Origin of the sequence: Variovorax sp. OV084 (assembly GCF_900111625.1) — a bacterium.
Classification (GTDB): Bacteria; Pseudomonadota; Gammaproteobacteria; order Burkholderiales; family Burkholderiaceae_C; genus Variovorax.
The window spans coordinates 735,229-756,382 of record NZ_FOII01000002.1; the positions used below are offsets into that span (position 1 = coordinate 735,229).

Annotated in this window: 18 protein-coding genes; 8 read left to right on the top strand and 10 right to left on the bottom strand. The window is 67.4% G+C overall.

Features of this window, described 5'->3' with window-relative positions; genetic code table 11:
• Positions 1–156: 156 nt before the first annotated feature.
• On the top strand, positions 157–2,166 hold the full coding sequence (locus BMW87_RS09750) for a lipoxygenase family protein (RefSeq protein WP_093075978.1): 2,010 nt from the start codon (positions 157–159) through the stop codon (positions 2,164–2,166).
• 18 nt (positions 2,167–2,184) lie between these two features.
• On the opposite strand, the gene BMW87_RS09755 is transcribed toward BMW87_RS09750, so the two are convergent.
• From BMW87_RS09755 to BMW87_RS09765, 3 genes are read right to left on the bottom strand one after another with little or no spacing between them, the layout of a single operon-like run.
• Positions 2,185–3,471, bottom strand: a complete 1,287-nt coding sequence (locus BMW87_RS09755) for a c-type cytochrome (protein WP_093075979.1) — start codon at positions 3,469–3,471, stop codon at positions 2,185–2,187.
• Between the two features lie 13 nt (positions 3,472–3,484).
• Positions 3,485–4,192 carry a c-type cytochrome gene (locus BMW87_RS09760; RefSeq protein ID WP_093075981.1) on the bottom strand — a complete coding sequence of 236 codons (708 nt, stop codon included), beginning with the start codon at positions 4,190–4,192 and terminating at the stop codon, positions 3,485–3,487.
• Entirely contained in the window at positions 4,189–4,377 is a 189-nt protein-coding gene (locus tag BMW87_RS09765; RefSeq protein WP_093050271.1) for a DUF2970 domain-containing protein, read from the bottom strand. The genes BMW87_RS09760 and BMW87_RS09765 overlap by 4 nt, the downstream gene beginning before the upstream one ends.
• A 99-nt stretch (positions 4,378–4,476) precedes the next feature.
• Here BMW87_RS09765 and BMW87_RS09770 point away from each other — a divergent pair, with 99 nt between their 5' ends.
• On the top strand, positions 4,477–5,895 hold the full coding sequence (locus tag BMW87_RS09770) for an aminotransferase-like domain-containing protein (protein WP_093075982.1): 1,419 nt from the start codon (positions 4,477–4,479) through the stop codon (positions 5,893–5,895).
• On the opposite strand, the gene BMW87_RS09775 is transcribed toward BMW87_RS09770, so the two are convergent.
• The 6 genes from BMW87_RS09775 to BMW87_RS09800 all read right to left on the bottom strand — a co-directional run bounded on the left by BMW87_RS09775 (position 5,843) and on the right by BMW87_RS09800 (position 13,286).
• Complete coding sequence (locus BMW87_RS09775; RefSeq protein ID WP_093075984.1) at positions 5,843–7,108, bottom strand: MFS transporter; 1,266 nt, start codon at positions 7,106–7,108, stop codon at positions 5,843–5,845. The genes BMW87_RS09770 and BMW87_RS09775 overlap by 53 nt on opposite strands.
• A 301-nt stretch (positions 7,109–7,409) precedes the next feature.
• On the bottom strand, positions 7,410–8,237 hold the full coding sequence (gene phnX / locus BMW87_RS09780) for a phosphonoacetaldehyde hydrolase (RefSeq protein ID WP_093075985.1): 828 nt from the start codon (positions 8,235–8,237) through the stop codon (positions 7,410–7,412).
• 49 nt (positions 8,238–8,286) lie between these two features.
• On the bottom strand, positions 8,287–9,426 hold the full coding sequence (locus tag BMW87_RS09785) for a TIGR03364 family FAD-dependent oxidoreductase (protein ID WP_093075987.1): 1,140 nt from the start codon (positions 9,424–9,426) through the stop codon (positions 8,287–8,289).
• The gene (locus BMW87_RS09790) at positions 9,423–11,138 is read right to left on the bottom strand and encodes a putative 2-aminoethylphosphonate ABC transporter permease subunit (protein WP_093075988.1); all 1,716 of its coding nucleotides are present in this window, start codon (positions 11,136–11,138) and stop codon (positions 9,423–9,425) included. Before BMW87_RS09790 ends, BMW87_RS09785 begins: the two co-directional genes overlap by 4 nt.
• A gap of 2 nt (positions 11,139–11,140) precedes the next feature.
• A complete protein-coding gene (locus BMW87_RS09795) occupies positions 11,141–12,220 on the bottom strand; it encodes an ABC transporter ATP-binding protein (protein WP_093075990.1) in 1,080 nt (359 codons plus the stop codon).
• Between the two features lie 31 nt (positions 12,221–12,251).
• Complete coding sequence (locus BMW87_RS09800; RefSeq protein ID WP_093048250.1) at positions 12,252–13,286, bottom strand: putative 2-aminoethylphosphonate ABC transporter substrate-binding protein; 1,035 nt, start codon at positions 13,284–13,286, stop codon at positions 12,252–12,254.
• A 259-nt stretch (positions 13,287–13,545) separates the two neighbouring features.
• Here BMW87_RS09800 and BMW87_RS09805 point away from each other — a divergent pair, with 259 nt between their 5' ends.
• Entirely contained in the window at positions 13,546–14,106 is a 561-nt protein-coding gene (locus tag BMW87_RS09805; protein WP_093048247.1) for a phosphonate degradation HD-domain oxygenase, read from the top strand.
• 123 nt (positions 14,107–14,229) lie between these two features.
• Entirely contained in the window at positions 14,230–16,023 is a 1,794-nt protein-coding gene (locus BMW87_RS09810; protein ID WP_093075991.1) for an ABC transporter ATP-binding protein/permease, read from the top strand.
• On the opposite strand, the gene queC is transcribed toward BMW87_RS09810, so the two are convergent.
• Entirely contained in the window at positions 16,005–16,709 is a 705-nt protein-coding gene (queC, locus tag BMW87_RS09815) for a 7-cyano-7-deazaguanine synthase QueC (protein WP_093048241.1), read from the bottom strand. The genes BMW87_RS09810 and queC overlap by 19 nt on opposite strands.
• 83 nt (positions 16,710–16,792) lie before the next feature.
• Between queC and BMW87_RS09820 the strand changes: the two genes are divergently transcribed.
• The 4 genes from BMW87_RS09820 to BMW87_RS09835 all read left to right on the top strand — a co-directional run bounded on the left by BMW87_RS09820 (position 16,793) and on the right by BMW87_RS09835 (position 21,137).
• On the top strand, positions 16,793–17,203 hold the full coding sequence (locus BMW87_RS09820) for a DUF2177 family protein (RefSeq protein ID WP_093075993.1): 411 nt from the start codon (positions 16,793–16,795) through the stop codon (positions 17,201–17,203).
• Between the two features lie 186 nt (positions 17,204–17,389).
• Positions 17,390–18,862, top strand: a complete 1,473-nt coding sequence (locus BMW87_RS09825; protein WP_093075994.1) for an alkaline phosphatase — start codon at positions 17,390–17,392, stop codon at positions 18,860–18,862.
• Positions 18,863–18,894: 32 nt separating this feature from the next.
• Complete coding sequence (locus BMW87_RS09830; RefSeq protein ID WP_256216709.1) at positions 18,895–20,427, top strand: alkaline phosphatase; 1,533 nt, start codon at positions 18,895–18,897, stop codon at positions 20,425–20,427.
• On the top strand, positions 20,424–21,137 hold the full coding sequence (locus tag BMW87_RS09835; protein ID WP_256216710.1) for a hypothetical protein: 714 nt from the start codon (positions 20,424–20,426) through the stop codon (positions 21,135–21,137). The genes BMW87_RS09830 and BMW87_RS09835 overlap by 4 nt, the downstream gene beginning before the upstream one ends.
• Positions 21,138–21,154: the final 17 nt, after the last annotated feature.

Below are 21,154 nucleotides of genomic sequence, written 5' to 3' on the forward strand. Positions count from 1 at the left end.
CGCCGGTTGAGTGCCTTCGAGCCCTAGGCACCAACCCTTATTGCCAACGCCAGAGCCCCTCCGCAGAATCCGCCCACTGAATAGAACGACCGTTCTATTCAGTGGCCGAGCACGCCATCGGCCTTCCCAAGATTCACAACAACAGGGAACTCCCCGATGAAGCGCAGAGACATCCTCAAATGGTCCGCCTCGGCGGGCAGCCTGGGCCTGCTGGCCGGCAAACCATCCACCGCATCGGCCGCCCTGCCGGTGCTCAAGCCCACGCTGCCGCAGAAGATCGACCCGATCAGCGCCACGCTGCGGCGGCTCGAACTGGTGGGACGGCAGACAACTTACCTCTGGACCGAATCGCACATCAACCTGGCCGGCGTGCCGATGGGCGCGGTGGTGCCCCCGGGCGAACTGCCGGCGCTGGAGCACCAGCTAAAGACCATCGCGAAGGCGCTGGAAGCCGTTACCAATTTCGCGGCCTCGTTCGCCACCAGCGCGCTGGCCTCGGGCAGCCTGCAGTCGCTCGACAACCTGCGCACGCGCCTGGCTGGCCTGCAGGCCAGCTTCGACCAGCTGCTGGCCGCCAACGGCGGGCTGGCGACGCTGCCGGCAACGGTGCTGAACCTGCTGGGCACACTCACCGGCACGGCGGGCGACATCGCCACGCAGCTCAAGCAGATTCACCACGACCTGCTGTCGCAAGGCCCGCTGGGCGCGCTGAACGGGCCGAAGACGGTAGCGCAGTACGACGCGCTGTTCGTCACCATCGAAAAGCCGGCCATCTCGCAGCTGCTGCACGACAACGACCTGTTCGCGGCCATGCGCGTGTCCGGGCCCAACCCGATGCTGATCCAGCGAGCGACGGCGCTGCCGGCGAAGTTTCCGCTGAGCGACACGCAGTACCGGCAGGTGATGGGCGCCGGCGACAGCCTCGCCGATGCGGCCGCCTCCGGCCGGCTCTACCTGCTCGACTACGAAGGCCTGGGCGACATGGCGCCGGCAGGTCCGCAGGTCAAGCCGCTCACCGGCACTGCCTACATCCATGCGCCCATCGCGCTGTTCGCCCGACCCAAGACCGGCCGCTCGCTGGTGCCGGTCGCAATCCAGTGCGGACAAGACCCGACGCTGAGCCCGATCTTCCTTCGCGTGGACGACACCGCCAAGGCCGAGGCCTACTGGGCATGGCAATCGGCAAAGACCGTGGTGCAGGTGGCGGACTTCAACTACCACGAGATGTTCGTGCACCTGGGCCGCACGCACCTGATGTCGGAGGCCTTCGCGATGGCCACGCAGCGCCAGTTCGCGACTGCGCATCCGCTGAGCCGGCTGCTGTCGCCGCACCTGGAGGGCGCGATGTTCATCAACGAGTTCGCGACGCTGATCATCATGGCGCCGCTGACCACGGGCGACGTGATCCTCACCGCGCCCATCGAGACGCTGCAGCGCGAGTGCGGCCGCGACCGGCTGGCCTACGACTTCTACGACCGCATGATGCTGCCCAACGACCTGCGCACGCGCGGCGTGGACGACACGGCGGCGCTGCCCGACTACCCGTACCGCGACGACGCGCTGCTGGTGTGGAACGCCATCGCGCAATGGGTCGGCGACTACGTGGCCACCTACTACCTGAGCGACGCCGACGTCACCGGCGACTACGAACTCAAGGCCTGGGCCACCGAACTCGCGACCAGCGGCAAGGTGCACGGCTTCCGGCCGATCACCACGCGCGCGCAGCTCATCGACGTGCTGACCGCGATCATCTTCAACGCCAGCGCGCAGCATGCGGCGGTGAACTTCCCACAGTACTCGGTGATGACCTATGCGCCCTTCAGCGCTGGCGCGGGCGGCGTGCCGGCGCCGACCAGCAGTGCGGGTCAGAACGAAGCAAGCTGGTCGCAGATGCTGCCTTCGCGGCTGGCAGCGCAGGAGCAGATCCTGCTGTTCCACATCCTCGGCGGCGTGTACTACCGGCCATTGGGCGAGTACAAGGACAACATGTTCCCGCATCTGCCAGTGCTGCTCGACCCTGCCATCGCCGGGCAAGGCGGGCCGCTGGAGCGCTTCCGCAACGCGCTCGTCGGCATCGAGAACACCATCCGCCAGCGCAACACCACGCGCACGCGGCCTTACGAGCACCTGCTGCCGAGCCGCATTCCTTCGAGCACGAACATCTGAAGCGGATGCGGGCGCCGCTCAGCGGCGCATGGTGTCCAGCTGCGTGACGGGCGCGCTGTCGTTGCCCCACGAACCGCGCACGTAGGTGAGCACGGCCGCGACCTCGGTCGCATCCAGCGTCTGGCCGAACGGCGGCATGCCGTAGGGACGCGGATTGCCGGGGGTCGAGGGCAGGAAGCCGCCATGTGCGATCACCTGGATCAGGTTGGTGGGCCGCGCCATGTTGACTGCGCGGTTGCCCGCGAGCGGGGGGTAGGCGCCCGCCGCGCCCTGCCCCTGGTCGCCATGGCAGTAGGCGCAGCGCTGGTCATAGATCTTCGCGCCGCGCGTCATGGTGCCGGCATCGCGGCGGATGGGGGCCTTCGCGATAACGGCGTCGGCCTCGGGCTTCGGCGCATCAGGCAGGTCCTTCAGATAGCTCGCCATGGCCGTCAAGTCGGCTTCGCTCAGGTACTGCGTGCTGCGGAACACCACGTCGGCCATCGGGCCCATGACCGAGCCGCGCGGTGCGACACCGCTCTTGAGCAGCGCCACCACGTCGGCCGCGGGCCAGTCGGCCACGCCGGCTTCATGCGGATCGTTGAGCGAAGGTGCGTACCAGTTCTCGACGGCGATGAGGCCGCCCGAAAGGCCCAGCTTGGTTTCGGTCGCACCCAGCGAATTGCGACTGCCGTGGCAGGCGATGCAATGGCCCAAACCGTTGACCAGGTAGGCACCCCGGTTCCATTCGGCCGGCTTGCCGGCATTGGCCACGAAGGGCTCGGGCTTGAACGACAGCACGCGCCACACGGCCAGTGCCGCCTGCGTGTCGTAGGGGAAGCGCAGCCGGTGCGCCTTGTTGGGCTCGGCTGCGGGCGGCACGCTGCGCAGATAGGCGTAGATCGCGTCCGAATCCTCGCGCGTCACCTGCGTGAAGTTGGGGTACGGAAACGCCGGGTACAGCAGCCGCCCGTCCTTGCTGCGGCCGTTGTGCATCGCGCGCCAGAAGTGCGCGCTGCTCCAGCCGCCGATGCCGGCCTTGTCGTCGGGCGTGAGGTTGCTCGAATAGATGGTGCCGAAGGGCGTTTCGATCGGCAGGCCGCCCGCATAGGGCTGGCCGCCGCGCGTGGTGTGGCAGCCCGCGCAGTTGCCGGCCAGCGCGAGGTAGCGTCCGCGCTCGACCAGTTGCGGCGTGGCGGCGAAGGCTTCGGCTTGCACGGGCAGCGGGTCTTCGCCGCGCAGGTTCATGGCCACGATGCCGCCGGCGGCGGCTGCGCCGAGCACGATCAGCGCCAGCAGCGTCCAGGCCAGGTGTCGGAGTTTCATGGGCGCTGCTCCGTCACTTCGGCATGCCGCCGCAAGTCACCGGCAGCGGCGCGGGCAGCGAGGCCGCGGGCTTCGTGTCGGCCGGCATCGGCTGCACGGCAAGCCAGCTCGCAACGGCGTTGATGTCGGCGGTGCTCATGCGCCGGCCGACGTCGGCCATGCAGTCGGGCGGCAGCGCATGCCGCTCGCTCGTGAGCCATGCGCCGAGCTGCGACGAAACATAGAGCCGCGGCAGCCCCAGCAGCCCCGGAATGGCCGGCTGCACGCCCGTGAGCGCCGCGCCGTGGCACTGCACGCAGGCGGGTATGCTGCGCGCCGCATCGCCTTCGCGCACGAGCTGGCGGCCGCGCTGCAGCTGCTCGGGCGTTGCGTCGCTGGTGGGGGAAATCGGCGGATAAGGCAGCTGCAGCCCGGCAAAGTACTCGGCCATCTCGCGCAGGTATGCATCCGACAGGTGCTGCACCATGTACGCCATGTCGCTGTTGAAGCGCCGGCCGTCCCTGAAGCTCACGAGCTGGTTGAACAGGTAGCCGGCCGGCTTGCCCGCCAGCCGCGGAAAGTAGCCCGCGTTGGTGGTCGCGCCCTCGCGGCCGTGGCAGGCGATGCAGGCGGCCACGCGCTGCTCGATGGTGTCGGGCACCGTGGCCGGCGTCGCGGCGCCCGCCATGCCCTGCACGGCGAGCAGCAGCCCGGCAACGGCGAGGCGAATGTGCAGCTTCATGTACCGGCAGCGTAGTGCGCCAGCGCCAGCAGCCCCGCTATCAGCAGCAGCACCATCACGAATGCCACGCCGATCAGCGGCAGGATGCCGACTTGCGCGGTCCGCTTGTCGGCGTCGGCGCGGCGGCCACCCAGCCCGATGAAACTCCAGAGAACGGCGCGCACCGCGCGCATGAGATTCGACATGGGGTCGAGTGTGGCCCAGTCGGGCCAGAAAAAACAGATGCAGATCCGCACCAATTGACCGGTGCAGATAAAGTGCTGCCGAATGAAGAACACCCCACGATGAAGCGATATGAAGCCCTGGCCGCAGACATCGAGGCCTCGATCCGCAACGGCACCCTGAAGACCGGCGACCGCCTGCCCTCCGTGCGCCACACCGGGCAGAGCCGCGGGGTCAGCGCATCGACCGTGTTCCAGGCCTACTACCTGCTGGAGGCGCGCGGCCTCGTGCGCGCACGCGACCGCTCGGGCTACTACGTGGCCGGTGGCGGCCTGCGCGATGCGCCGCCCGAGTCCACCCACACCTCGCGCCCGGCAGACGGGCCGCTGTCGCTCGACGTGAGCGACAAGGTGTTCGACATCCTCGAGGCCAGCATGTCGCGCAAGGTCGTGCCCTTCGGCTCGGCCTTTCCGAGCCCCTTGCTGTTTCCGCTGGCGCGGCTCGGGCAGTTCATGGCCGCCAGCGCCAAGTCGCTCGACCCATGGAGCACGGTGGACGACCTCACGCCAGGCAGCGCAGCGCTGCGCCGGCAGATCGCGCTGCGCTACCTGGCCGACGGCATGCCGGTGCCGGCAGACGAAATCGTCATTACCAACGGCGCACTCGAAGCGCTCAACCTCTGCCTCGCGGCGGTCACGCGGCCGGGCGACGCGGTGATCGTCGAGTCGCCAACTTTCTATGCCGCGCTGCAGGCGCTGGAGCGCATGGGCCTGCGGGCCATCGAGGTGCCGACGCATCCGGGCGAAGGCATCGACCTCGAAGCGCTGGAGCTGGCCATCGCGGCGCACAAGCCCACCGCGTGCTGGCTAATGACCACCTTCCAGAACCCGCTGGGCAGCCTGATGCCCGATGCAAAGAAGAAGGCGCTGGTGGAGCTGCTCGCGCGGCACGAACTGCCGCTGATCGAGGACGACGTATACGCCGAGCTCTACTTCGGCGAGCGGCGTCCCGCGCCAGCCAAGGCCTTCGACACACAGGGGCTGGTGCTGCACTGCTCGTCGTTCTCGAAGTGCCTGGCACCCGGCTATCGCATCGGCTGGACCTCGGCCGGCCGCTTCGCGCGCAAGGTCGCGCGGCAAAAGCTCACGACCACGCTCAGCACCTCGGCGCCCGCGCAGCTGGCGCTAGCTGGATATCTCGAAAAAGGCGGGCTCGACAAGCACCTGCGCAAGCTGCGGCAGACGCTGGCGATGCAGCAGGCCACCTTCGCGCAGGCTGTGGGTCATTACTTTCCGCCGGGCACGCGCGCCACGCGGCCGCTGGGCGGGTACTTCCTGTGGGTCGAGCTGCCGGCGCGCGCGAACACGCTGGAGATTCACCGCAAGGCGCTGGAGCTCGGCATCAGCGTCGCGCCCGGGCCGATCTTCTCGGCCACGCGCGCCTTCACCAACTGCCTGCGGCTGAACTACGGCCACCCGTGGAGTGCGCTCAGCGAGCAGGCGATGCAGACACTCGGCCGGCTGGCTGCCGAAGCGTCCTGAACAGCAGGAAAGCCGCGATGCTCACGTTTAGCAGGTTCCAGCCGATGCCGTTCAGAAAGGCCGCGTGGTAGCTGCCCGTGAGGTCGAACACCTTGCCCGACATCCACCCGCCCAGCGCCATGCCGAACAGCGTGAACATCAGCACCGTGCCCACGCGCGCGCCCGCCTCCTTCGGCGGAAAGTGCTCGCGCACGATGATTGCGTACGACGGCACGATGCCGCCCTGGAACAGCCCGAACAGCGCCGAGATCACGTAGAGCGGCACCAGCCCGTCGAAGGGCAAAAACAGCAGCAGCGCCACGCACTGCAGCAAGCCGCCAAGCAGCAGCGTGCGCAGCCCGCCGATGCGGTCGCAGATGGCGCCCGACACCAGCCGGCTCACGATGCCGAAGCCCAGCATCAGCGACAGCATCATCGCGCCTTGCGCCGGCCCGTAGCCCAGGTCGCCGCAGTAGGCCACGATGTGCACCTGCGGCATTGCCATCGCCACGCAGCAGGCCACGCCGGCCACGCACAACAGGCTCTGTGCCGCACCCATGCTCAGGCCGAAAGGCCGCGTCATGTCGCGCACCGCGGCCCTGTTCGAAGCGTTGGCGGGCGGTGCATCAGCCAGCGCAGGCGGCCGCGCGCGGAAGAACAGGGCAAGCAGTGCCATCGTCAGCCCGCAGAAGATGCCCATGCCGATGTAGGTCTGGCGCCAGCCCACCGTTTCGACGAAGTGCTGCGCGATCGGCGGCCACACCGCGCCCGCGAGGTAGTTGCCGCTCGCGCACACCGCCACCGCGATGCCGCGCCGCTTGACGAACCACAGCGAGGTGTCGGCCACCAGCGGCGCAAAAGCCACCGAGCTGCCGAGCAGGCCGACCAACAATGCCTGCGCGATGGTGAAGGACACGATGCCGCCAGAGAGGCCCGTCGCGATGTACCCCGCACCGAGAAACACGGAGCCCATCAGCAGCGGCCGCATCACGCCGACGCGATCGGCCAGCTTGCCCATCAGCACACCGCCGAAGCCGAAGCCCAGCATCAGCAGCGTGTAGGGCAGCGAGGCGTCGGCACGCGCGACGCCGAACTCGGCCTGCACCGCGGGCAGCATCACCGACACCACGTACATGCCGCTGCTGCCGACCGTCATGACGAGCAGCGTGAGGCCCAGGCGCACCATGGCGTAGCGTGAATCCGCCTGATGGGCGGTTGTCTCGTTTGTCTTCATTTTTGTCTCCGCGACGAGGATACCCCGTGACGCGGAAACGCGAGGCACGCGCAGAGCCCGGTGGTGTCAAACCACCTTCAGGCTCGGCATTGGCTCAGTGTGCGAATGGCGCGGGTGTGGCGACAAAGCTCGTCGAAGCCTTCGGCATGGGTCCACCCGGCTTCGGCCTGTCGTCGCACGCGGCCGTCAGCAGGCCCACGCAGAACAGAAGAAGAACAAAGCTTGTGCTTCTCATCATGGCGGGCATGCTATGCCCGCGAAGGCGTGCGTCAAGTCGGACGCTGCCGCTTCTGGCTACAGGTCAGGCGACGACAGGCCGCTCGCCGCGCTGCAGCCGGCGTTCGATGTCTTCCAGCACCTGCGGCAAGTCGGCCACGCTGTCGATCACGTAATGCGCGCCGGCCGCTTCGAGCTCGGCGGTGGCGCGTGCGCGGCGCTCTTGCTGCTGGCCTTCATCGAGCGCCTGCCATTCGGCCAGCGTGAGACCGTTCACGTTGCCACTGACAGCCACGCCCACGGCCCAGGTGCCCGCGTTGAGGCCTTCCTGCAGGCCGACACCGGTGTCGTCGACCTTCACCACGGTGTGCGGCGGCCACACACCGAGGTCGGCGAAGCAGCGGTACATCATGAGCGGCGACGGGCGGCCTTCGGCGAGGTCGCCGCCGCACACGAGGTTGTCGGGCGCATAACCGCCGGCCGCGGCGATGGGCGCGACCACTTCCATGATCGGGCGGTTGTAGCCGGTGGTCGAACCGATCTTCAGGCCGCGCTGGCGCAGCACGCCGACGGCCTCGAGCGCGCCCGGAATGAAGTCGGCATGGTCGCGTGCGCTGGCTGCGTTCATGGGCGTGAAGATTTCATACAGCTTGTCGGCATCGGCGTCGTTGAACGCATGGCCGTGCTTTGCCTCCCACTGGGCATTGATGCGCGGCAGCGTGCCCAGCGCCTTGATGTGGTCCCACTTGGCCACGCCCATCGGTCCGCGCGCCTCGGCGATGGTGATGTCTATGCCGAACTGCTCGAACAGCTTCACGAAGGCACCCATGGGGGCGCAGGAGCCGAAATCGAGGATGGTGCCGGCCCAGTCGAAGACGACGGCCTGGAGCTGGGAGTGGTTGTGGGCGTTCATGGCGGCTGAGATGAAGAGGTTCGGAAGGAAGGCAACGGCCCTGCAGCCGTCACCAGGCGTTGAAGACATCGTGCGCGATGCCGAAACCGGTGCTCGCGCCGCTGCCGCTGGTGACCAGCACCACGCGCGTGGCGTCGTCGGGCGCGTCGATCACGCAGGGCGTGGTCTTCGATGAGGGGTACACGCCGGTCCAGCGCTCGGTGACCTGCGCGGCCTCGAGGTTCAGCGTGCTGCGCAGGTGGCTCAGGATGAGCTGGTCGACCTCCTCCATCGCGAAGGGCTCGGGCGCGTCGGCGTAGTGGTGCGAGTCACCGACCACCAGCGAGCCGTCGGCGCTCTGCACCACGATCAGGTGGATGCCGTGAGCGAGCGACGCGGCCTCTTCCTGCTGCAGGCGTGCGCGCAACGCGGCGGCCTCTGGTAGCGTGCTGTAGCCCTCGTAGCGCACAAGGCTCAGGTCCGACATTACCGAGCCGGGCAGACGGAAGCCCGCCTCGGGCTTCACGCGCAGCATCTGCAGGCGGCACAGCGTGAGGTCGTGCGCGGCAATACGGCCAGCGAACAGGCCGTGCAGGTCGGTGTTGGTGCAGACCACCACGCGCTCGGCATGCAGCGTGCCGAGCGAGGTACGTACGCGGGGCGTTTCGACTTCGAGCACGGCTTCGCTGAAACGGAAGGTCACGCCGTGCGCCTCGGCCAGCCATTTGGTCAGCAGGCCGATGGCGGTGCGCGATTCGACGCGCAGTTCGTGCGGGCTGAAAAGCACCGAGCGCGCGTCCGCCAGGCTCAGCGCCGGCGCCTTGGCCTGCGCATCGGCGGCGTCGAGCAGTTCGCAGCCCTTGCCCATCGGCGTGCGCATGAAGGCTTCGAGCACATCGTGCGCCTCGGGGCGATAGGCTGCGAGCCAGAGGTTGCGGTGCACGACCTCGATGCCGGCCTGCGGCGCGACCTCGTTCCACACACCGCGGGAATGCATCGCGCGGCGCCACATGTCGCCCGGCGCCTGGCCGGTGATGGTGATGAAGCCGAAGTTGCGAATCGAAGCGCCGATGCAGGCTGCGTCGCGCTCGATCACGCAGACCTTGAGGCCGCGCTGCACGGCGCTGTAGGCGTGGGCCAGGCCGACGATGCCAGCGCCGACCACGATGAGATCGAAGCCGTCCGGGTCGTGTGCGGGGGCAGCGATCATCGTTGTCTCCAGGCCTGGGTGCGCTTGAGCGCCCACTGCCCGGCCAGCGCGAACACGCCCCGGCCGATGGCGGCAGTGAGCATGATCAGCGAAGCCATGGCAGCGGCGGGCGCGACGTCGCCGGCGTCGTCCATGTTGAGCACGGCGATGGCGGCGAGCGTGGTCTGCGGCGAGTAGAGGAACACGACGGCCGACACTGTCGTCATCGCGTTGACGAAGAAATAGCCACCCACATTGAGCACGGTCGGCAGCGCCACCGGCAGGTGCACGCGCCACAGCGTGCGCCAGAACGGCACGCCCATCGACTCGGACACCAGCTCGTATTCGCGGTCGAGCTGGCGCAGCGCCGTGAGCGAAGTCAGGTGCGCCACCGAGAAGAAGTGCGCCACCGTGCACACCACGAGGATGGTCATGCTGCCGTAGATGGCACGCAGCGGGTTCGAAGGCGAGATGAAGAAGAAGATGTAGCCCACACCAAGCACCAGCCCTGGCACCGCGAGCGGCAGGTTGGCCAGCAGGTTCAGCAGTTCGCGCAGCAAGCCGAAGTGGCGCGGCTTCTCGACGAAATAGGCCGAGATGAAGGTGATGAATGCACCCGCCACTGCCGCGCACACGGCCAGCCGCAGCGAGTTGAAGTAGCTGCCCCAGCCGCCCCCGTCCATGTTGCTGAAGTCGTAGTTCTTGAACGACGGCACGAGGTTGTAGGGCCAGAAGGTGGCCAGCGAGGCGAACACCGCCATGCCGATCATCACGAGGATGCCGCAGGCCGTGAGCACGCAGAAGGCCAGCAGTGCGCGGTCGCGCACCTTCATGGGCTCGGGCTGATAGGGCGTGGCACGCGCCGACAGCGCCGCCGCCTGCTTGCTGCGCACGTGGCGCTCGACCAGGAACGACAGCACCGCCGGAATCAGCAGCACGAGGCCGACCACCGCGCCCATCTGGAAGTTCTGCTGCCCGACCACCTGCTTGTAGATGTCGGTCGCGAGCACGCCGGTCTGCCCGCCCACCACCTTCGGCACGCCGAAGTCGGTGATGACCAGCACGAACACGACCATCGCGGCCACGATGAGGCCGTAGCGCGAGGCCGGCAGCGTCACCGTGCGGAAGATGCGCCAGCGCGAGGCGCCCAGCGTCTGCGCGGCCTCGTAGAGCCGGCCGTCGGAAGTGGCCATGGCGGTGGTGAGGATCAGCAGCGCATGCGGCAGCGTCCAGAACACCGAGCCGAGCACGATGCCCAGCGGGCCGTAAATGGACGCACCCCCCAGCAGCCCCTTGAACAGGCCCTGGTTGCCGAACAGGTAGACGAGGCTGATCGCGGGCAGCAGCGAAGGCGCGAGCAGCGGTACCAGCGCCACCGCGCGCAGCAGGCCCTTGGCCGGCATGCAGGACAGTGTGAGCCCGTAGGCGTACACGTAGGCGATGCCCGTGCAGATTACGGCGCTGAGGGCTGCGAGCCCCAGGCTGTTGAAGGCCGACTGCACCAGCGCCGGGTTGTCGAGGTAGCGCGCGAAGTTGGCAAGGCCCACGAACGCGCCCGCGTGGTCGAAGAAGCTCTGGCCGACCAATGCGCCGACCGGCAACGCGACGATCACCACCAGCAGCAGCACGACCAACAACACGGCCGCGCCCGTCAGCCAGCGCTCGCGGTCGAATGCGCTGCCACGCGCCACCACCACCGGCACAACGGCGATGGCGTCGGGAGAACTGCTCATGCTCAGTTCGCCAGGACCGACAGCGCGTTCAGGGGCAGCTGGATATGCACCATGCTGCTCGGCACCAGCGGATCGCTGCCGCCGCCGCGCGCATCGGCGGGCAACTCGGCCTCGATCTCGATGCCCAGTGGCTCGCAGGCCAGGCGGGCCGAGGTGCGGTTGCCGAAGAACTCGGTGTCGAGCAGGCGTGCCGCAAAGCTGTTGGCGCCGAGCTCGGTGCCGAAGCGCTTCACGACCACGTGCTCGGGCCGGATGCCCACGGTTGCCTGCGAACCGACGCTGAGGCTGCCGGGCGCACAGAACAGCTCGCTGTCGCGCACGCGCACCTTGCCGTCGGCCAGCACGGTGGCCGGCAGCATGTTCATGCGGCCCACGAAGCCCGCCACGAAGCGGGTACGCGGCTGGCGGTACAACTCGTCGGGCGTGCCGGCCTGCTCGATGCGGCCGTTGTGCATCAGCACCACGCGGTCGGCCATCGAGAGGGCTTCTTCCTGGTCGTGCGTGACCATGATGGTGACGATGCCCAGGCGCTTCTGCAGCGCGCGGATTTCGCTGCGCAGGCTGGCGCGCACCTGCGCGTCGAGCGCGGAGAGCGGCTCGTCGAGCAGCAGCAGGCGCGGATTGGGCGCAAGCGCACGCGCCAGTGCAATGCGCTGCTGCTGTCCGCCCGAGAGCTGGACGGGGTATTTGTCGGCATGCGCGGCCAGGCCGACGAGGTCGAGCATCTCGCGTGAGCGCTTGGCCATCTCACGGGCCAGTGCGCCTGTGGGGTGCAGGCCGTAGGCGATGTTCTGCGCGGCCGTCAGGTTGGGGAACAGTGCGTACGACTGGAACACCACGCCGAAGCCGCGCGCCGCGGGCGGCAGGCCCGCGATGTCCTGGCCGCCGAGCAGGATCTGGCCGTTGTCGGCGCGCTCGATGCCGCAGACGATGCGCAGCAGCGTGGTCTTGCCGCAGCCCGAGGGGCCGAGCAGGCACACGAACTCGCCGGGCTCGATGTCGAGATCGATGCCGTCGAGCACGCGTGTGGCGCCAAAGGACTTGCCGATGCCGCGAAGGGAAAGAAAGCTGCTGCTCGTCATGACCGGATACCGCTTGGCTTCAACGACAGGATCAAAGCGGCTTCTTTTCCGACTTGGACTCGTAGCGCTTCGACCATTCCGTCAGGATGCGGTCGCGGTTGGCTGCCGCCCAGTTGAAGTCGTTCTTGGCGAGCAGCTTCTCGACGTCGCCCGGCACGAATTCAAGCTTTTCCTGGATGCCCGGCAGCGCGAGCACAGCGAAGTTCTTGGCATACAACTCGTTGGCCTGCTTGGTCACGGCCCAGTCGGCGAGCGCCTTGGCTGCGTCCTGCTTCTTGCTGGTCTTCATGATGCCGGTGGCTTCCATGTCCCAGCCCAGGCCTTCCTTCGGCAGCACGATGTCGATGGGAGCGCCGTCGCGCTTGGTCTTGTTGGCGCGGTATTCGAAAGACATGCCGAGCGCGAACTCGCCGGCGCCGGCCTGGCGGCAGGGCTTGCTGCCCGACTGGCTGTAGATGCCGATGTTCTGGTGCAGCGCGTCCATGTACTTCCACGCCTTTTCTTCACCCATCATCTGGATCCAGCCCGACACCATCAGGTAGCCGGTGCCCGAGGCGGCCGGGTTGGGCATGGTGATCTGGCCCTTGTAGACCGGGTTGGTCAGGTCGGCCCAGCTGGTGGGCTTGGGCAGGTTCTTCTTCTGCGCTTCGGCGGTGTTGAAGCAGATGGCCGAGGACCACACGTCCATGCCGACCCACTTGGGCGGGTTGGCCGCATCGCGCATGGTCGGCTTGATGGCGTCGAGGCCCTTGGGCGCGTAGGGCTGGAGCATGCCTTCCTTGTCGAGCAGCATCAGCGAGGTGGCGGCCAGGCCCCACACCACGTCGGCCTGCGGGTTGGCCTTTTCGGCCAGCAGCTTGGCGGTGACGATACCGGTCGAGTCGCGCACGAACTTCAGCTCGATGCTCGGGTTCTCCTTTTCGAATGCGGCCTTGTAGGCCTGCACCTGGTCGGCTTCGAGCGCGGTGTAGACCAGCAGCTCGGTGCGGCCCTGGGCCGATGCGGCAAAAGCCAGCGAGAACAGGGCGGCCGGCACGAAGGCCCAGCGGAGTTGACGATGCAGCATGGTGGAGGTTCTCTTGGGAAAAGTAGAAAGGACGCGATGCGGGACACACGGGCAGGCAAGCGAAAGTACGCAAGTGCCGTTCAGCGATGCGGGCGATGCTGGCACCGGCATGTGACAAGAATTTGTCAGATGCCCCAGAAACACCCAAATACCCATAAATACACCCTAGGCCGGCGATGTCGCGGCGGCTTCGTCATCCGCATGTCATTGCGTCGCGTCAAGCTGCCGGAGTTATTCCCTGTGTTTTCGCTTCGCTTTCATGACACTCGACCTTGCCGAGATCGCCCGCCTGTTCGCTGAACGCGGTGGAGTCGCGTACGCGGGCGAGCCCGTGTCCCAGCTGGAACACGCGCTGCAATGCGCCTGGCTCGCGGAACAGGCCGGCGCGAGCGATTCACTGGTCACCGCCGCGCTGCTGCATGACCTGGGCCACCTGCTGATCGCCGAGCACCAGACGCTATCGCAGTCTCCTACCCAACTGGGCATCGACGACCGCCATCAATACATCGCACTGCCCTTGCTGCGCGGCGCCTTCGACATCGAAGTGCGCGAGCCGATCCGCCTGCATGTGGACGCCAAGCGCTACCTGTGCGCGACGCGGCCCGACTATTTCTCGAAGCTCTCGCCCGATTCGGTGCGCAGCCTGGCCCTGCAAGGCGGCGTGATGGACGCGGAAGCGGCGCAGCGCTTTGCCACGCACCGCTGGTCGGGTGACGCCGTGCGGCTGAGGCTGTGGGACGAAGAGGCGAAGGCGCAAGGGCTACAAACGCCGCCGCTGGCGCATTTCCTGGCGACGGCGGCCAGGGTCATGTTGCACTGACGGGCCTGTTTTTCGGAGGCTGGGCAAGGTTTCAGGCCGATTTCAGGCCGGATTAAGAAACTCTTGTCTACGATGGTTTCTTCATGATGACCGGCGCCGCACGGGCGCCTGCGAGGAAACCACATGTCTTCATCCGTCACCGCGCGCGCAAGCACGTTCATCCAGGTACTGCGCCGCGTCTTCTCGCTCGCGGCGCCCTACTTCCGGTCCGAGGAGAAATGGCGCGCGCGCGCCATGCTGCTGGCCATCGTCGCGCTCAACCTCTTCTATGTATATGTGGCGGTGCTGGGCAACCAGTGGTACGGGCGCTTCTACGACGCGCTGCAGAACAAGGACGTGACGACCTTCTGGCGCGAAGTGCGCGTGTTCGGCTGGATCGCCTTCTTCAACATCGCGGTGCAGGTGCTGAAGTTCTACATAACCCAGCTGCTGCAGCTGCGCTGGCGCACCTGGATGACGCGCAGCTACCTGTCGCGCTGGATGGCGGACCGCACCTTCTATCACCTGGAACTCGCGCGCTACGCCAACAAGGACGGCCACACGCCGGACAACCCCGACCAGCGCCTCCAGGAAGACATGCAGATCTTCACCAGTTCCACGATGACGCTCTCAATGGGCCTGTTGAACGCCGTCGTCACGCTCCTGAGCTTCATCGGCCTGCTCTGGGGGCTGTCGGGCAATTTCTCGTTCACGTTCAGCGGCACCACCTACCAGATCGTCGGCGCGATGGTTTGGCTGGCACTGGGTTATTCCATCGTCGGCACCGTCGTCACGCATTTCATCGGCCGTCCGCTGATCGGGCTGAACTTCAGGCAGCAGCGCTTCGAGGCCGATTTCCGGCACCACCTCGTGCGCGTGCGGGAGTACAGCGAAGCCATCGCACTGGACCACGGCGAGAAGGTCGAGCGGGGCCAGCTCGACCTGCGCTTCGGCGATGTGCTGCGCAACTACCTGCTGCTGATCAAGCAGCAGAAGAACCTCGTCACCTTCACCTCGTTCTTCGGGCAAGCGGCGGTGATTTTTCCGTTTCTCGTGGCGGCGCAGCAGTACTTTGGCGGCGCGTTCCAGCTCGGCCACCTGATGCAGATCGGCTCGGCCTTCGGCAAGGTGCAGGAGTCGCTCAGCTGGTTCGTCGACAACTACGACAGCGTGGCCGTCTGGCGCGCCACCACCGACCGTCTCACCAGCTTCGATGACAGCATGACGGCCCACGCCTCGCGGGACGATGCCCTGCAGCGCGCGCCCTCGGAGATGCTGCAAACCGACGACCTCGCAGTCGCGCTGCCGAACGGCACGCCGCTGCTTGCCGGCGCCGCGCTGGCGGTGAAGCCCGGTGACAGCGTGCTGCTGCAGGGGCCCTCGGGCAGCGGCAAGTCGACGCTGTTCCGCTCGTTCGCGGGCATCTGGCCGTTCTCGAAGGGCAAGCTGCAGGTGCCCGACAACGTCGCCTTCATGCCCCAGCGGCCCTACGTGCCCGACGGCAAGCTGCGCGATGCGCTGACCTACCCCAACCCCGCATCGAACTTCAGCGACGACCAGTTGCGCCAGGCCCTGACCGACGCGCTGTTGCCCGACCTCGTGAGCCGCCTTGACGACAGCGACGCCTGGAGCCAGAAGCTCTCCGGCGGCGAGCAGCAGCGCCTGGCCATCGCGCGGGTACTGCTCAAGAAACCGGCATGGCTGTTCGCCGACGAGATCACCAGCGCGCTCGATGCGCAGGCCGAGAGCGTGCTCTACAAGCGGCTCGCCGCCACGGTGCACGCCGCCGGCGGGGCGATGGTGTCGATCGCGCACCGCGCGGCCGTGGGCGACTTCCACAACCAGCGATGGACGCTGGTGCCGCAGGAAGACGGCGCCGCCGGTGGCGCGCGCTACCGGCTGAACACCTCAGCGGGGGTTCAGCCCGCCGCGGCGTAGCGCTCCCAGCCCTTCTTGCGCAGGTCGCAGGCAGGGCACTCGCCGCAACCGTAGCCCCAGGCCTGGCGGTGCACGCGGTCGCCGAGGTAGCAGGTGTGGGTCTCTTCCACGATCAGGTCGACCAGCGGCTCGCCGCCCAGACGGTGCGCCATGGTCCAGGTCTCGGCCTTGTCGATCCACATGAGCGGCGTCTCGATGACGAGGCGGCGCTCCAGCCCGAGCGACAGCGCGAGCTGCATCGCCTTCATGGTGTCGTCGCGGCAGTCGGGGTAGCCCGAGAAGTCGGTCTCGCAGACACCGGTGACGATCACCTGCAGCCCGCGCCGGTAGGCCAGCGCGCCGGCCAGCGTGAGAAACAACAGGTTGCGCCCGGGCACGAAGGTGTTGGGCAGGCCGTCGGCCTGCATGGCGAAGGCGACCTCTTCGGTGAGCGAGGAGCCGCCGAGCTGCGCCAGCGCTGCAAGCGTGAGCACATGGTCTTCGCCCAGGCGCGGCGCCCAGTCGGGAAAGCGCTCGCGCATCTTCGAGAGGATGGTGCCGCGCACGTCGAGCTCGACGCGGTGGCGCTGCCCGTAGTCGAAGCCCAGGGTTTCGACGCGCTGGTACTTCGAGAGCGCATCGGCGAGGCAGGTGGTCGAGTCCTGGCCGCCGGAGAACAGAACGAGGGCGGTGGTGTGCAGGGGCATATCCGTCGGCGGCGGTGCATGCCGCCGTAGTCCAAAGGCGCGATTTTCGCAGGTGCCCCGGGGGCGTGGATACGATCTCCCACATGAACGCCAAACACCTGCTTGCATGGGTCGCCACTTTCGCGGTGCTGCTGGCGCTCGACGTGCTCTGGCTCGGCTTCGTCGCCAAGAACATGTACCAGCAGGCCATGGGCGATCTGATGTCGCCGAATCCGCGGCTGGGCTTCGCGGCCCTGTTCTACCTCACCTACCCCGTTGGCCTGCTGGTGTTCGCGATCGTGCCCGGCCTGCGGGCACGCGGCGTGACGCGGGCGGCGCTGCTGGGCGGGCTGTTCGGCCTGTTCTGCTACGGCACCTATGACCTCACCAACCTCGCCGTGATCCGCGACTGGCCGCTTGCGCTGTCGTTCATCGACCTGGCATGGGGCACGCTTGTGAGCGGCCTTGCCGCGGCAGCCGGCGCAGCGGCGCTGCGCTGGTTCGCGTCGCGCTGAGTAGTCGCCTCAGTTAGCCGGCGTGCGTGACGCGCCGAAGACAGTTCGCGCCTTTATTTCGATAAGAGCGCTGAACTTTCATTCGGCTTTCAACTCGTCACGGCCGGGTCATCTGACGTCTTTAGATTTCACCTCCAGAAATGGTGCACGCCCGGTGCACCGGTCAAACAACCACCCGAGGGAATCATGACCCAACGCTTCATTGCCCCGGCGCTGCTGGGCGCCTCACTACTGCTGTCCGCTTGCGGCGGCAGCAACAACAACGGCGTCGTGTTGCCGTTCATTCCGCCGACGACCAGCCCGCCGCCGGCCGCGCAGGCATCCAAGAACGTCCTGTTCTTCCTCGGCGACGGCATGGGCATCACCACCATGACCGCCGCGCGCATCTACAAGGTCGGCGAAGACGGCGACCTCACGATGGACACGCTGCCCGAGACGGCCTTCGTCCACACCTATTCGAACGACGCGCAAGTAACCGACAGCGCCCCCTCGATGTCGGCCTACATGACCGGCGTGAAGATGAACAACGAAGTCATCTCGATGAGCCCCGAGACCAAGGCCGCCGACGCCTCCGGCAAGGCCTATCAGGTCAATTTCGACAGCACCTGCCCCTCGGGCAACGGCCAGGCCGTTGAAACGCTGCTGGAGCAGAGCAAGGCCAAGGGCTACGCAACCGGCGTGGTGACCACCACCCGTATCACCCACGCCACGCCTGCAGCCACGTACTCGCACGTGTGCCACCGCGACGCGGAAAACACCATCGCCGCCGCGCTCGTGCCGGGCGGCGCGGGCTACAACGGCAAGCTGGGTGACGGCGTCGACGTGTTCTTCGGCGGTGGCACCGACTACTTCATCGCCAAGGAAGCCGGCGGCAAGCGCAACGACAAGCGCGACCTGATCGCCGAGTTGAAGACCGCCAAATACAGCTTCGCCGCCAACAAGACCGAGTTCGACAAGCTGCCGGCCGACGGCGCCACCAAGATCGCCGGCCTCTTCACCAAGAGCCACATGGCCTACGACCTCGACCGCGATGCCACCAAGGAGCCGAGCCTGGCCGAGATGACCGGCAAGGCCATCGACGCGCTGGCCGCGCGCAAGAAGGGCTTCTTCCTGATGGTGGAAGGCGGGCGCATCGACCACGCGCTGCACGCCACCAACGCGCGCCGCGCACTGCAGGACACCGGTGCCTTCGACGACGCCATCAAGCTCGCGCTCGACAAGATGCAGGCCATCGATCCGGGCCTGAAGAACACGCTGGTGGTTGTCACGGCCGACCACGACCACACGCTGCAGCTCAACGGCTATGCCGCGCGCACCGGCAAGACCGAGGCCGGCAAGCCGGGCGTGCTCGGCCTCGTGAAGGACTACGTCGACACCAGCAAGACCAGCAAGGACGTGGACGGCAACCCATACACCATCATCGGTTTCGGCAACGGCCCGCGCCGCCTCGCCACGCGCGGCCCGATCTCCGACGCCGAGCTGGAAAACAAGGACTACCGGCAGGAAGCCGTGGTGCCGATGGATGCGGCCAGCGATTCCGAAACCCATGGCGGTGCCGACGTGTTCCTCGGCGCGCAGGGCCTGGGCGCCGACAACTTCGCCGGCGTGATCACCAACACCGACGTGTTCGGCCTCATCAAGAAGGCGGTCGGCCTGTGAAGGGCAGCGAGCGCTCATCGACGAACACAACCATGAACACGACCATGAACCGCATCACCCGCAACACCCGCCTGGCAGCCGCCCTCGTCTGCGCCGCCGCCGGCACCCTGGCCGGCACCGCGCACGCCGCCGGCGAAGCCAAGAACGTCATCTTCTTCCTCGGCGACGGCATGGGTCCCGTCACGGTGACCGCCGCGCGCATCTACAAGGGCGAAAAGCAACTGGCCGCCAAGCCCGGCTCGCTGGTGAGCCCCGAGCGCGCCAACCTCGTCATGCAGTCGCTGCCGTACGCGGCGCGCGTGAAGACCTTCTCGCTCGACGGCCAGACCACCGACAGCGCGCCCTCCATGGCCGCCTACATGACCGGCGTGAAGATGCGCAACGAGGTGATCTCGATGTCGGGCGACACCACCGCCGTCGACAGCACCGGCAAGCAGTACATCAACGGCGAGGACACGACCTGCCAGCCGACCAACGGCAAGGCCGTCGACACGCTGCTCGAACTCGCCAAGGCCAAGGGCCGCGCGGTGGGTGCGGTGTCGACCACGCGCGTCGGCCATGCCACGCCGGCCACCACCTACTCGCACATCTGCAACCGCAACGGCTACAACACCATCGCCGAGCAGAGCGTGCCGGGCCACGCCAACTACAACCCCAAGCTGCTCGACGGCATCGACGTGCTGATGGGCGGCGGCCAGCGCAACTACCTGCCGGTCGCGACCAACCCCAGCAGCAAGCGCACCGACGGCGCCGACCTGGTGGCCGCAATGAAGGCCAAGGGCTACACCTACGTCGACACCGGCACCAAGCTCAAGACCGTCGATACGGCGGCCACCAGCAAGCTGCTGGGCCTGTTCTCGCAGAGCGAAATGGCCTACGAGCTCGACCGCGTGAAGCAGAGCCTCGACCAGCCCAGCCTGTCGGACATGACCGAGAAGGCGCTCGGCGTGCTCAGCAAGAACGACAAGGGCTTCTTCCTGATGGTGGAAGGCGGCCGCATCGACCACGCGCTGCACGGCACCAACGCCAAGCGCGCGCTGGAAGACACGCTGGCCTTCGACGCGGCCATCCAGACCGCGCTCGACTACATGGAGAAGAAGGACCCGGGCCTGAAGAACACGCTGGTGGTGGTCACGGCCGACCATGACCATGCGATTGCCTTCAACGGCTATCCGAAGATCGGCAACCCGATTCTCGGCAAGGTCAACAGCTACTCCGACGGCAAGCTGGCAAAGGCGACCGATGGCAAGCCCTACACCACGCTGGTGTTCGGCAACGGCGGCCGGCCCAACGCAACGGGCTCCAGCCAGGTCAACGCGGAAGACGGCAACAAGCCGTGGATCGCACCGGCCCGTGCGACTTCGCGCGACGACCAGACCGCGATGGACACCGAGGACGACAACTTCCTGCAGGAAGTCGGCATCAACCTCGGCACGCCCGGCGCGGAAACCCATGGCGGCGGCGACGTGATGCTGTTCGCCGGCGGCGCGGGCTCGAAGATCTTCAAGGGCACCGTGGAGAACATCAAGGTGTTCAACAAGGTCAAAGAGGCGGCAGGTCTGTGAGCGTTCCCTCGACGCTCAAGACGCTGCTGGCGGCTGCGGCCCTCTCAGTGCTTCCGCTGGCAGCCAGCGTCGCCGGCGATGCCGAGGCGCCCGACCAGAACCTGCGCATCCAGCACCATGTGCTGACGATCGGCAAGGACGGCGTTCAGCGCGAAAGCCGCTACGCCGACCTGATGTTCCGCCGCGCCGGCACGGTGTGGATCGAACGCGAGCTGCCCCCTGCACTGCGCGCCGACCACGACCACGAGGCCAGCGAAGGCAAGGTGCACATCGGCCACTCGCACGCCGACAACACCGCGGCGCCGCTGTGGCTGCGCCGCGATGCAGCCGGCAAGGTGCAGGTGGGCATGGTGCTGCGCCAGCAGCGCAAGCTGATCGAGGTCGACAAGGCCAACTACGGCAACGTGGGCTACGGCGGCTCGTGGGCAAATGCCTACTGGCTGGTCGACCCCGCCAGCCTGCCGCACATGAAGGCGCTGGGCACGGCCGGCAACAAGGGCGTGCAGCGCTACGAGGTACAGCAGGGCGAGAGCACGCTGCGCATCGACTGGGACGTGGCTGGCCGCTACGCCCGCAAGATCGAGCAGCGCAATGCGCACGGCACCTCGCTCAACGTGATGACGGCTTCGGCCATCCCGGCGCCGAAGACGCTGCCATGGCAGATCGCCGACGCCTATGAGCGCGGCGAGTACTCCGACCTGCTGGACTGATCGAACCGGGCCGGGCG